13 protein-coding genes and 2 pseudogenes are annotated in these 12247 nt (G+C 58.3%); 9 read left to right on the top strand and 6 right to left on the bottom strand.

Annotated elements, in window-relative coordinates; all coding sequences use genetic code 11:
- The gene (locus GD429_RS42020) at positions 1–204 is read left to right on the top strand and encodes a methyl-accepting chemotaxis protein (protein ID WP_415748935.1); all 204 of its coding nucleotides are present in this window, start codon (positions 1–3) and stop codon (positions 202–204) included.
- 287 nt (positions 205–491) lie between these two features.
- On the opposite strand, the gene GD429_RS13180 is transcribed toward GD429_RS42020, so the two are convergent.
- Positions 492–734 (bottom strand): hypothetical protein, encoded by a 243-nt coding sequence (locus GD429_RS13180; RefSeq protein WP_080400416.1) that lies wholly within the window; start codon positions 732–734, stop codon positions 492–494.
- Between the two features lie 436 nt (positions 735–1170).
- On the opposite strand from GD429_RS13180, the gene GD429_RS13175 reads away from it, so the two are divergent.
- A complete protein-coding gene (locus tag GD429_RS13175; protein WP_152857327.1) occupies positions 1171–1827 on the top strand; it encodes a TetR/AcrR family transcriptional regulator in 657 nt (218 codons plus the stop codon).
- A gap of 188 nt (positions 1828–2015) precedes the next feature.
- Here the strand turns inward: GD429_RS13175 and GD429_RS13170 are convergent, their stop codons facing one another.
- The 5 genes and pseudogenes from GD429_RS13170 to GD429_RS13150 form a co-directional block, all read right to left on the bottom strand.
- The gene (locus tag GD429_RS13170; RefSeq protein WP_152857326.1) at positions 2016–2591 is read right to left on the bottom strand and encodes a hypothetical protein; all 576 of its coding nucleotides are present in this window, start codon (positions 2589–2591) and stop codon (positions 2016–2018) included.
- A gap of 164 nt (positions 2592–2755) precedes the next feature.
- A complete protein-coding gene (locus tag GD429_RS13165) occupies positions 2756–3298 on the bottom strand; it encodes a WHG domain-containing protein (RefSeq protein WP_227791632.1) in 543 nt (180 codons plus the stop codon).
- A 58-nt stretch (positions 3299–3356) separates the two neighbouring features.
- Positions 3357–3629, bottom strand: a pseudogene (locus GD429_RS13160) (transposase domain-containing protein); the annotation flags it as partial.
- A gap of 77 nt (positions 3630–3706) precedes the next feature.
- Positions 3707–4098 (bottom strand): annotated as a pseudogene (locus tag GD429_RS13155) (DDE-type integrase/transposase/recombinase); the annotation flags it as partial.
- A 5-nt stretch (positions 4099–4103) separates the two neighbouring features.
- Positions 4104–4763: a helix-turn-helix domain-containing protein gene (locus GD429_RS13150; protein WP_152857434.1), complete on the bottom strand. Its 660-nt coding sequence runs from the start codon at positions 4761–4763 to the stop codon at positions 4104–4106.
- A gap of 97 nt (positions 4764–4860) precedes the next feature.
- Between GD429_RS13150 and GD429_RS13145 the strand changes: the two genes are divergently transcribed.
- From GD429_RS13145 to GD429_RS13115, 7 genes are all read left to right on the top strand, one after another.
- Complete coding sequence (locus GD429_RS13145) at positions 4861–6147, top strand: MFS transporter (RefSeq protein WP_321574581.1); 1287 nt, start codon at positions 4861–4863, stop codon at positions 6145–6147.
- Between the two features lie 20 nt (positions 6148–6167).
- Complete coding sequence (locus GD429_RS13140) at positions 6168–7697, top strand: amidase (RefSeq protein WP_152857325.1); 1530 nt, start codon at positions 6168–6170, stop codon at positions 7695–7697.
- Positions 7698–7699: 2 nt separating this feature from the next.
- A complete protein-coding gene (locus GD429_RS13135; RefSeq protein WP_152857324.1) occupies positions 7700–8053 on the top strand; it encodes a RidA family protein in 354 nt (117 codons plus the stop codon).
- A gap of 56 nt (positions 8054–8109) precedes the next feature.
- Positions 8110–9342, top strand: coding sequence for an NAD(P)/FAD-dependent oxidoreductase (locus tag GD429_RS13130; protein ID WP_152857433.1), 1233 nt, complete (start codon positions 8110–8112; stop codon positions 9340–9342).
- Between the two features lie 205 nt (positions 9343–9547).
- Positions 9548–10702 carry a branched-chain amino acid ABC transporter substrate-binding protein gene (locus tag GD429_RS13125; RefSeq protein ID WP_152857323.1) on the top strand — a complete coding sequence of 385 codons (1155 nt, stop codon included), beginning with the start codon at positions 9548–9550 and terminating at the stop codon, positions 10700–10702.
- Between the two features lie 249 nt (positions 10703–10951).
- Entirely contained in the window at positions 10952–11266 is a 315-nt protein-coding gene (locus GD429_RS13120; protein WP_227791631.1) for a hypothetical protein, read from the top strand.
- Between the two features lie 236 nt (positions 11267–11502).
- Positions 11503–12069: a recombinase family protein gene (locus tag GD429_RS13115; RefSeq protein WP_152857322.1), complete on the top strand. Its 567-nt coding sequence runs from the start codon at positions 11503–11505 to the stop codon at positions 12067–12069.
- The last annotated feature ends 178 nt before the right edge of the window (positions 12070–12247 follow it).

The following is a 12247-nucleotide window of genomic DNA, read 5'->3' as shown; positions in this document are numbered from 1 at the left end:
GTGGAACAGGTGCGAATTGGCAGCGATCTGGTGGCGCAGGCCGGCATGAAGATGGATGAAATCGTGCTGAGCGTGGAGTGGGTGAAGCGCATCATGGGTGAGGTCACAGACGCGAGCCAGGCACAGAGCGCCGGGATCGAGCAGGTCAACCAGGCGATGGAGCAAATGGTTCAGGCAACCCAGCAGAACGCGGCGCTAGTTTGAACAGGCCGCTGCGGCTGCCGAATCTCTGCACGATCAGGCAGGCAAGTTCTCAGATTGGTGGGCGTATTCAAGCTCGATTTCATACCGGCATCTACGCGGCATGCCGAATTGGCTCCCTGGAGAAAGTCTTTCGCACACGAGGTCTCGTAGAACGCTGGACACCGTCGTGAGTGCGATTTACCACAAGTCGAGGGTTCGGACGCTTCCGTCGACGGTGATGTGTATGACGACATAGCCGCGACAGATGCTACCGGCAAAAATCGAAGCGTTTCGACTGGCCCGCAATATCACGCGGCGCGCATGGCAGGTCGTTCTGTGGCTGGGGGAAATACATACCACCAGCCGTCGCCGTGCTGGAAGAAGAAGATTGCCAACGGCCCTGCCGGGCGCGCCGACTCGACACAAATGCAGCGCGCGTCGTTCGTAGGCGTGCGGCTGAATCGCACTCGCTTAATCCGAACCGGCATTGCCGGGGTGGGCGCAAACCACTTATCGACCAGCCTGCGCAAGGATTTTTCGCCGCCGTTCATTGCAAACTCCTAAGCCCATCGCTACAGGTCGAAACCTGTACCCACACCGCACATCGTCTGCGGCAACGTTCTCGAACTACGTCGGTAGGCCGGCGTGCGGGTTGCCGAAGGCCGGAGGGAGACGACGTTTGAGACGTCGAGCCTCCGTTCCCATTTGATCGTGGTCAAATCTCAGAACCAGTCACGTGACTTATTTATACAGTCACGTGACTGGTATTTCAAGCAAACGCGAATCCGGTAAACACCCGATTTGCCATATGTAAGCGCGGTCTCGTGGGGTCGTGTGCGTAATATGTCAGTCGGTGGACTGGTAATTACCAGTCATGGCACGTACACTTTGCTGCATGACAGTGCCCCGACACGTCATATCGCGGGCCCTGCCCCGGCAAGAGATCCACACTTGTACACGACACGAACCCACCGGAGGTCCTTACACATGAAGCAGGTGGCGATCACCTTCGCGGGTAGTCAAGCGGGACCCGACGAGCCTAAGCGTCGCGGTAACAGGACGACGCGAATTCCGGAAATCCTGGAGGCGGCGATTGATGTGCTTGCGCGGTATGGCAACGTAGGGTTCACGCTGCGGCGTGTCGCGAGCGAGGTCGGCATTCATATGGCGACTTTGCAGCACTACTTCACGGCCCGTGAGGATTTGTTGCGGGCGGCCATGGAGGAAGTGGCAGCGCGCTACCTGACGCTGTATGAAGGCTTGGTCAACGACGACGATCGCACGCCGCAAGCGCGGTTAGATGCCGTCGTCGATGTTGCCTTCGATGAGTTGACGAAGCCCGGTACCCACATCGCGCCGTTTTGCCTCGAAGGATGGAGCATGGGCGAACGGGAAGAATTTGCCAGGGAACTGGTGACCCAGTTCAATCGCCAGTTCGAAAAAACCTTCGCCAGCCTGGTTGTGAAGATCAACCCTCTGATTTCCGCGCAAGAGTGCTCGCTGCGTGGTCGCCTACTCTATACGCATTTGGCGGGGTTGATTGTGCTTATCCGGCCGGTGAGGGGGAGCGCCGCGGCAGATCATGAAGCGCTTCGCGCAGCGACGAAGGTGATATGGAGAGCGCTTTGTACCGCTCCGCAATAGTGAATGGGGCGCTCGGTTTGCCAAACGAATTTCAATAGACCCCCGCTCAATGGGCGCGACGACATGTATGCATCGATCTTCACAGGGGGGGGGCGGGCGAGCCAGGCACGGCGGCAAGTCGCGCGGATGCTGCGCATTGAGTGCGTAGGCGCGTAGCACGGTGTGCCACACACGTAGCCGAACGACGCTCACACAGCATGCTCCTTCATGACCGCGTTGCGATACACGCGGGCAATGAGCATCCCCGTCCGCTCAACGTTTCGACCAACTGCCGCTTCTTCGAGGCAGTGCAACATATCGAGCGCGCTGTCGCCGCAGACATCGCCATCTCGCCGCGCGAATTCGAGCTGTTCCGCCATCCCTTTTCTCGCAAACTGAGCGGAAAGCCATTCGAACGCGGTGGCTCCGTCCGTCGGTCGCATGTGGACCGGCAACGACCTCAGCATTTCGGCATTCGCTTCGTCGAACGCGTTGACGCGCACGTATTCCTCGATGTCTGCAAGCAGCCTTTTCGCGCCTCCTGAGACATGACCGGCTCTATTGATGGCGGCGCGCCAATCGGGAACACACAGCGTGAGCGCCCGGACGAGGAATGCCACATTGAAGTCCCGCCAGAAGCGCGGGTGGGGTTGATAGACGTATTCGAGCGCGAGCGAAACGGTCGCGGCCGTCAGGCCTAAGGCGCCGAACCGGCAGTCATACATGAAAGAAATCAGTGCGTCGACGGTTCCGGCGTGAGCTTCTCGAGTTACTTTGGATTGCATGGGCAACGCAGATGAGTGGGACTTGGCCCGTATAGCTGCGTTGCTTGGGCATGACGGCGCAAATATTCGCTGGTAGTCGAGCCCCCGGCAAAGTTGGCTCTCTACGGATTGCCACTCATATCTGTAGGCCATAGGCACCGCAGCACTATTTCGCACCCGCGACGTCACTTTGCTGGAGTCCTGGAGCAGTCTGGTGTTATGACCCGCCCGGGTGACGTGCAAATGACCTGCACTATCTTGGCCCCTGCGGTGGAACGAAAGGCGCGGACAACGAAGGCCTGGAGTGAGGCAGCTTGGCTGCTATGTATCTCCTCCATGAAGGAGGTACTGGTCCACGCGGTACCCAGTAGATCGTCGATGTGATCGACATCCAGTCGAAGGTTATCGGGGCGCCACATCAGGCTGATAACGCCATTCATCATTGCCCACAGTGCCGTCGACGCGTGTTCCGGCTCGACGTCTGCATCCACCCACCCTTCGTCGATACCTCGGCGGATCAATGCGGCCAATTTGGCGTTTTGCTGTCTGATCAGGGCAGCAATGCGCGTGAGCGCCTCCGGCTCATTCGGTGGTTCGACAAGGATACGGAACTGGTGCGGGCGCTCCTTGGCGAACCGCGCGTAAGCAGCCGCCACGCAACGCAGTTTCGTCTCGACATCGCCATCGGACGCATAGGCCGCGTCCATGTACTCGCGGTTTTCTTCCAACGCGCGCTCCGCTACGGCAATGAGCAACGCGGAACGGCCACCTACACGGTTATAGAGCAAGCTCCATCGCGATGGCAACCAAGTCGCCATCGATCGCCTCGTCGAGCAGGTTCATCTGCTCGCTGTTGAGCTGTTCGCTGCGCCGGCTGAACTGCCGGCGCTTGAGGATCGATACCTCGTAGGTGAGTTGATCGATACGAGTCTGCCGGAAGCGTAGCTCCCGGTCTCGTTCACTCGCTTCCCGCTCTTTCCCCTTGACCTCGGCAATCAGTTGCGCGGCAAGGGCGCGCAACTGTTCCGGGTTGAGTGCGTCGAGGTCCGCGGGGTTCATGCAGGCCAGTCTGCCGGAACCCTGCCAACGGAGGAAGCGCGACTGTTTACCTCCCCGCCGGATTTAGACGACGCGGATCACGCCATCCTCGCCGATTTCTCGTTGTAATGCTCGAACGCGATGGCCAAGTTGCGTGCAGCAGTAGCTGCGTCCGGCTTCGGCATGAAGGCGACGTAGTCGCGTTTCATCGTCTTCAGCTCTCGGCCATCCCATTACTTTGTGGGCTGCACACCGGTGTGGTCAATGGCTTCAGGCCGATGGCCACTGCGAATCGGCGCGTGTCGTCGGCCGTGTAGCCCGAACCGTTGTCGCTCAGTCACTCGATTTCGGACGGTGTATGCAGTTCGTTGCCAAACCGATTTTCCACTGCAGCCAGCATCACGTCTCGCACGATGTCGCCGCTGTGGTCTGCCGTCGTGGTTGCCCAACTCATCGCCTCACGGTCACAGCAATCCAGCGCGAACGTTATCCCAATCAAAGCGTCTGGTGCGGTCGATGTTCGTCGGTGTCAACGCAGCACACAAGAACCTCAGCGTCTTCTGCTCCGGTGCTGATATAGACATGTCCCTGCGCACTGTCGAAGTACAAACTGTCGCCACGTTCCAGCCGGAAGACAGACCCATTCTCAAAATGAAGCTCCAGTTTCCCTTGCAACAGGAAGACGAACTCTTCACCGCTGTGGCGGATGAAGTCGGGAAAGTCGCCGAGCGCTCGTGCGCGGATGTGCGCCCGCATCGGCACCATCCGCTTTCCCACAAGGTCGTTGGCAATCATCCCGTACTCGTAGTTCGGCGTGTCGTAAATCAACTGCTTTCCGGACCGCGTGAGCGTCGGCTCGATCGGTCGGGGCGCTCGGCTGGGCGCACGCCCAAAAATAGTGTCGAAGTCGACATTGAGCGCGTGGGTCAGCGCAACAAACTTATCGTAGGTGAGCGCGATGTCGCCACGCTCCGCTTTGGAAATCGTCGAGACAGCAATGGCCGAAAGCTCGGACAACTGCATCAATGTCAAGTCGCGCGACTTGCGCGCCTGACGCAACCGCGCGCCGACCGTCTTGTGGTCGATGTGAGGTGAGGTTCCGTCGGTCTCTGGCGGCGGGCTCGCTTGTTCGCGTCGTGCTCTGGACTGTCGCATAAGGTGTGTTGAATCGAGTTTTTGTCGTATACGAGAATTATTTTTTTCTCGTATATGATAACTCGCATCACAGTCCATCACGCGAAGGAGCAGCATCGTGGCATCGCTTGCACTCGAAAAGGCTGACCTATCAAAGACTCAGGTTGTTGCTGCGACGACCCTAGGGACAGCGCTTGAGTACTACGACTTCACTATCTACAGCTTCTTCGCAATCCAAATCGGCAAGCTTTTTTTCCCCTCCGCGTCTCCGGTCAATCAATTTCTTCTTTCAATCGGGATCTTCGGCGTTGGCTTCGTAGTCCGTCCGCTCGGTGGCGTCGTCATCGGTGCCTATGCTGACCGCGCCGGGCGGAAAAAGGCCATGGTGCTGACCATCATGTTGATGGCGTTGAGTTGCGCGCTTATTGCCTTTGCTCCGCCGTATGCAGTGGCGGGGGGCTTCGCGCCATTGATTGTACTTGCGGCGCGTCTCATCCAAGGCTTCGCCGCAGGCGGGGAGTTTGGTCCAGGTACGACCCTGCTTGTCGAATATGCGACGGACAATACGCGCGCATTCTTCGCAAGCTGGAACTTCGCAGCGACTGCGCTCGGTCTTGCACTCGGTGCAGTTGTCGCCACGCTCGTGAACGTCTGCTTCTCTAAAGAGATCGTGGACGACTGGGGATGGCGCCTTCCATTTCTCCTTGGCATCTTCGCTGCGCCGGTTGGGATGCTGATTCGGCGTCGCCTCGAAGAAACGCTTAGCGATGCACCGGCTCATGGCGGGAAGAAGGGCGGTGCACTGAAAGCGGCTCTCACGACCCACCTTAAGCTGACCATCTTGGGCACGTTCGCCGAACTTGGTGGCTCGGTGTCGGTGTACATAACGGCATTCTTTCTTCCGAATCACGCAGTCCGAACGTTGCACCTGTCGCCGGCGGCATCGGTCATCTCGGGCGTGGTCAGCTCATTGACGCTCTTCCTCGCCGCTCCCATAGCAGGGAAGCTGGCAGACCGATTCACGCGCAAGCGAGTGCTCGTTACCGCGCGAGTCATCCTCCTGGCATCAGTCTATCCCGCGTTCTCGCTCCTGAGTGCACATCCTTCAATACTCCTCCTGTGCATGGTTTCCGCATTTCTCGCTGTTTTCGTCGCCGGCCAGATTGTTCCCGTTCTCGTGATGATTCCGGAGTTGTTTCCGCGCGAAGTTCGAGCGACTGGTATTGCACTGACGTACGTGGTGAGTGCTTCCTTCTTTGGAGGATTTTCTCCGCTCGTCGCAAGCTGGATTGTCGAGCGTACCGGCAATGCCTTGGCTCCGGCGTGGTATGTCGCAGCTGCTTGCGCGGTCTCGTTGGTCCCCGTCATCTGGCTGCGTGACCGAACAGGCGAAGCCATCAATTAACGCTGAAACGAGGAACAACAATGACGTCTGCTCAAGAAGAACTGGTGGTCAAATCTGCAGAAGAGCTCCGCAGAATGATTGGCGCCAAGCAGATTTCTCCGGTCGATCTGATCGATGCCTGTATCGCACGCATCGAATCACTCAATCCTGCCGTGAACGCAATTACAGCGACCTGCTTCGACGTCGCGAGAAGCGAGGCGAGGGTCGCTGAACAGCAGGTCATGGATGGAAGGGAGCTGGGACTCCTTCACGGCCTGCCGATGGCTGTTAAAGACCTTGAAGACACGGCCGGCTTACTTACCACCTACGGTTCGCCTATGTCACGGGGCAATGTGCCGCCACGCGACGTCGTTCTGGTCGAGCGGTTGCGCAAACAGGGGGCAATCTTGCTCGCGAAGACAAACGTGCCGGAACTCGGTGCCGGTGCAAACACGCGAAACCCAGTATGGGGCGCAACGGGCAACCCGTTCAACCCGGCGCTAAACGCGGGTGGAAGCTCAGGCGGTTCGGCGGCTGCGCTCGCATGCGACATGTCGCCGGTGTGCACAGGGTCCGATACCGGTGGTTCCCTACGCATCCCGGCGGCGAAATGTGGCGTGGTCGGGTTCCGCCCGTCACCTGGACTCGTACCAAATTCCCGCCGGCTACTGGGCTGGGCCCCTATTTCAGTTGTAGGACCGATGGGGCGAACCGTCGCCGAGGCCGCTTTGCAACTCGCGGCAACGGCAGGAGAGTCGGTCGGCGACCCATTGAGCTACTCAGTCGATTCGCTCGGGCTGGGTCGAATTGCCAACATCGATCTCTCGAAACTCCGCGTCGGCTACACGGAAGACTTCGGCTGTTGCGACGTCGACGAAATAATTCGAGAAGCGTTCCGGTCGCGAGTCGCCAACATAAAGGGTATGGTTCGTACGTGCGAGCCAGTCGAGTTCAACCTCGGCGATGTGCATCGGTGCTTCGACGTCGTCCGCGCCGAAAGCTTCGTTGCCGGTCTGCATGCCGCTTACGAACGCGACCCGAGTGCCTTGGGTCCAAACACTCGCGCAAACTACGAGATGGGCGCGAAGATGTCGCTTGCGGATTCTGCGTGGGCGCAATCCGAGCAGAAACGAATCTTCCAGCGTTTTCAGTCGACATTCTCCCGTTACGACGTTGTCATTTCACCCACGACGCCGGTGTCGCCATTCCCGTGGACGGAACTCTACGCGTCTACCGTGGAAGGAAGAAAACAGGGGAACTACTATCGATGGCTGGCGCTCACCTATGTCGTTACCCTCACGACTCACCCAGCACTCTCCTTGCCGTGCGGCGTGGATAGGGCGGGCATGCCGTTCGGCTTGCAGATAGTTGGCCCGTTCCGTGGCGACTCCCAGACGTTGGCGATTTCACATGCGTTCGAGCAAGCCTTTGCTGGCTCGCCGACGCTGCGCCGTCCCCGCCCGAACCTCTTGCTTCTACACAAAGCAAATCCGGCACTGAAGTCTATCGTTACTTCACCTCCAATTCTTAACTCGTCCGGAAGCGGCGCATCCGGCCTATCAATGATGTGAACATGAGCAAACAAATCGAACGCTTGCAGACCAACGCTCGCATGAGCCAGTCCGTGGTGGCAAACGGTGTTATCTATCTTTCGGGGCAGGTTCCCGACACGCCTGGCGCCGCGATCGACGTGCAGGCGACCGAAATCCTAACTCGCATCGACAGGCTGTTGGCCTCAGCCGGAACCGACAAGACTCGCTTACTGACCACCAACGTATGGCTGAGCGACCCGAAGCACTTTGACGAGTTCAACAGTGTCTGGGACGCGTGGGTGCCCGAAGGGCACGCTCCAACGCGTGCATGCGTCACGTCGATTCTCATGAAACCCGGTCTGGACGTTGAGATTGCCGTTACGGCGCTCGCTTGACCGGCCGACGAGCCCATCAAGCCCGTCGCATGGTGCGTGACGAAAGGAACAACGAGATGAAGTTTGACGCAATCGTTCTCGGCGGCGGTATCGTCGGCACATCAGTCGCTTTGCAACTGCAGCGCCGAGGCCTCAAAGTGGCGCTCATCGACCGCAAAGCGCCTGGCAACGAAACGTCGCTTGGAAACGCCGGACTCATCCAGCGTGAAGGCGTGTATCCGTACGCATTTCCTCGCGACTTCGCGTCCCTTGCGCACTACGCGGGCAATCGTGCTACGGATGTCCGCTATCATCCGATGGCGATGCCAAAACTGGCGCCGTTCCTGGTGAAGTATTGGCGCAACTCGCGGGCTGACCGTCACGCACAGATTGCGAGAGCCTATTCGACGCTGATAGAGCACTGCGTTTCGGAACACCGCGAGCTTATTGAGGCGGCTGGGGCGCAGACCCTACTGAGAAAGAACGGATGGATAAAGGCTTTCCGCACTGGCAAGGCTTTCAAAGGCGCCGCCGCGGAGGCGTTGCGCTGGAGAGAAGAGTACGGAGTCGAGTTTGACGTGTTGGAAGGAGACGCTCTGCATCAGACCGAGCCGTCTTTGAGTTCGGTCCTTCGCGCCGCAGTACGCTACTCGTCGTCTGATTCAGTGAGCGACCCGGGTGACCTCGTCGGTGCGTATGCGAGGCTTTTTGAGCGTTTCGGTGGCACAGTGCTTATCGGCGACGCGTCCACTCTCGAAGGCAGCTGGCGCGTGCACACCAAGTCAGGAATAGCAGAGGCCGAGACGGCGGTCATTGCCATGGGGCCATGGTCTGGCGACCTGACCGCAAGGCTTGGCTATTCACTACCACTGGAAGTGAAGCGCGGCTACCACATGCATTACGCGAGCAAGCCCGGCGCTACGCTAAATCAGCCGGTCCTCGATGCCGAAATTGGCTATATGATCACGCCCATGGCTCGAGGAATCCGACTGACGACGGGCGTAGAACTCGGTTTTCGAGACGCGCCGAAGACGCCTGTGCAACTGGAAGCCGTGGAGCCTGTCGCCCGCGGAGTGTTTCCGCTCGGCGAACGAGTCGACGCGGAGCCGTGGCTCGGCTGCCGTCCGTGCACGCCGGACATGATGCCTGTCATGGGCCCTGCACCGCGTCACAAAGGCCTCTGGTTCGCGTTTGGGCACGCACACCATGGTCTGACGCTTGGACCTATTACCGGGCGGTTGATTGCCGAGTCGATCATGGGCATCCGTCCCACAGTCGACCTGACACCGTTTCGCGCGGACCGATTCTAAGCTGCTAGACTCGCGTCGAACATTTTTCTCGTTTATGAGAATTTTGTTTTTGACTCGGCTATGATGTCCGTGAAGTAACACGCGTCTGTTTTCCGGACTCGCCGGCGGTACGCCGACGTACTCGCAATCTTATAACTAAGGATTCCTATCCGTAGTCACGCGCGGATGTTCACTGAAATGATCGGAATTTCTCGGAGCAACAGCGATGTCTCACAGTCAACTTCAAACTCAGCATGCTGGTGCGTGCATCGCGGCCCTACTGGCACTCGCGTCGACAGACTCTTACGCCGATGACGTGGTAGCAAAGATTGCTGTTGCGGGACCAATCACCGGCCAACTGGCGAGTCTGGGTAAAGACGTGCAGAACAGTGGGGAGTTGGCGATTGACGCGCTCAATTCCAAGAACATCATGGTGAACGGCAAGCGCGTGCGCTTCGAACTGGTTGCGGCAGACGACGGGGCGGATCCGCGAGTCGGTACCATCGTCGCTCAACGACTGGTTGATGAGCACGTCGTCGCCGTCGTCGGTCACATCAACTCGGGAGTGGCGATTCCGGCCTCCCGCATATACAGCCAGGCCGGGCTACCGTTCATCTCGAGCGGCGCATCAAATCCAACGCTCACTGCGCAGAACCTCAAAAACACTTTTCGTGTCGTGGCCGACGACAATGCGCAAGCGCGAGGAATGGTTCAATTTATCAGCGGACAATTGAGGGCCAAGCGCATAGGACTGGTGGACGACAGGACTGCATATGGCCAGGGCCTGGGGGACCAGGTGGCGAAAGATGCAGCTGAGTCTGGAATTGCGGTAACGCGGGAGTTCACGAACGATAAAGCCGTCGACTTCCGGGCCATCCTCACTTCGCTGAAGTCAAGCCAACCGGACGCCATCGTGTTGGCAAGCACCGATGCCGTCGCGTCGCCTTTCGTGAAGCAAATGAAGGCGCTGGGCATGACTCGCGTCCGATTCGTTGGCGGCGACGGGATTTGCACGGAGAACTGGGTTCGCGTCGCGGCCTCTGCTGCAGAGGGAGAATACTGTACGCAAACTGGCGCGCCGCTCGACCAACTGCCGGGTTCCAAGGATTTTGTTCAAAAGTATCAAGCGCGCTTCAAGCAGCCGCCGCAGTACTTCGGTCCGTACACATATGACAGCGTGATGGTGATTGGTGAGGCAGTACGGAAAGCCGGATCGCTGGACCCGCGGAAGGTCATCGACGCGCTGCACTCCATCGACTACACGGGCGTGACGGGGAGAATCGAATTCGATACTAAGGGGGACCAGAAGTACGCTGCGGTCTCCGTCTATCAGGTCAAGTCGCAAAAGATTACGTCGCTGGGCGTTATTGGAAAGATGTAATGCTTTGAGCGCGTCGTTAAGACGCGCTTGAATACGCGCGGACCGATACCGTCACAGACCATCAATCGGGGGAACACCTACTGACTCGCGACAACTCTTGGCCCGAGCGGCTGCGCGAACCAACGCAGACGGTGGAATCGGTACGCGCATAACGTCTCCTTGGGGCTGCTGTTCGCTTAGCCATTCATCAACAGTGCGAAGGATCTGGGCGCAGGCAATACCTACGCGATCGATCTCAACGGTGCGCCGATGGGTCACTGGTTTGTCGGTGCGCGCTACTCGTTCATGGACCTGAAGTCGAGCGCGACAGTCGCGAGCCTCAATCAGTCGGAGTACCTGTTGTATGCGATCTATAACTTCACGGGCAAGCTGAAGGGTCTGAGCATCGCCAACTTTTGTCGCGTTGCAGTCTTCGCCCGCCACGCCCAAGAAGTTTATTCAGAACCGCTTCACGATAGAGTATGCGTTTGGTTGCTGAAGAGGGCTGTGATCGAGCGTAACCGTCGATTCGACTGTATCGCACGACGACAATATGGCGTTGGTCAATGCGATCAAGGACGGTGATCCGTGCGTGGTGGAAATGGTCATTCGGGAGCACGTCGAGCGGGCCGTACTTGAGCCAAGAAAATGGATGGGGAGCGGTTGACGAACGTGTCAAGGGTCGTGGATGGACTTTAAAATATTAGCAGTACATATTTTATTTGTTTTTTGTTCGTTATCGTTTGTTCTTGAGAAGTCTGGGGCGCTGCGTCGCAGCGTGATTGAGTCTAGAACCGGTTTTTCACGTAATTTATTGAATCATGGAATTCAATCAAATTAAGGTAGGGTATGCTCGCGTTTCCACCGAGGAGCAGCACTTGGATATGCAGTTGACGGCGTTGAAAGCGCGCGGATGCAATTCGGTGTTCTTCGACAAAGGAATATCCGGAGCCCGGTTCGATCGGCCAGGCTTGGCTCAGGCGCTTGAAGCTGTTTCGGGCGGGGGAACGTTAATGGTGTGGCGGCTCGACAGATTAGGGCGCTCGCTGCGGAATTTGGCAAACATGGTCCTGGAACTTGAGGCGAAAAGCGTCCGTTTGGTTTCTTTGAGCGAACACATTGACACTGGCTCAACCACAGGGCGTTTTACCTTTCATATGTTGGCCGCCCTCGCCGAGTTTGAGCGCGGGCTCATTAGCGAACGAACAAGTGCGGGAATGGCTGCGGCGCGTCAGCGCGGTAGCAGCATCGGGCGCCCGGTCGGCCTGAATCCAAGGCAGCGAGATGAGGCGCGGCTCCTTCTCGAGAAGTACCCGGCACAGGTGGTTGCGAAGGCGTTCAACATCCATGCCCGCACATTGAAGCGGCATTTAAAAACGACGGAGTGATTGGTCCGTTCGAAAAGCGGCGCTCGTCCCGTCCAACGTCGCAAGTTGGTCTGCGGATTCAACCCGTCGATGCAACACACTTGAGGCTGCATAGCAGCGAGGAGTGTTGCAATGAAACAGAGACGGCGGATCTACTATACAGACAGCCAGAAAGCGCTAATGTGGGAGCGCTGGCGCA

Origin of the sequence: Burkholderia sp. BE17, assembly GCF_009362305.1 — a bacterium.
GTDB classification, from domain to species: Bacteria; Pseudomonadota; Gammaproteobacteria; order Burkholderiales; family Burkholderiaceae; genus Burkholderia; species Burkholderia pyrrocinia_C.
This window is presented reverse-complemented; position numbering and strand designations above follow the sequence as displayed.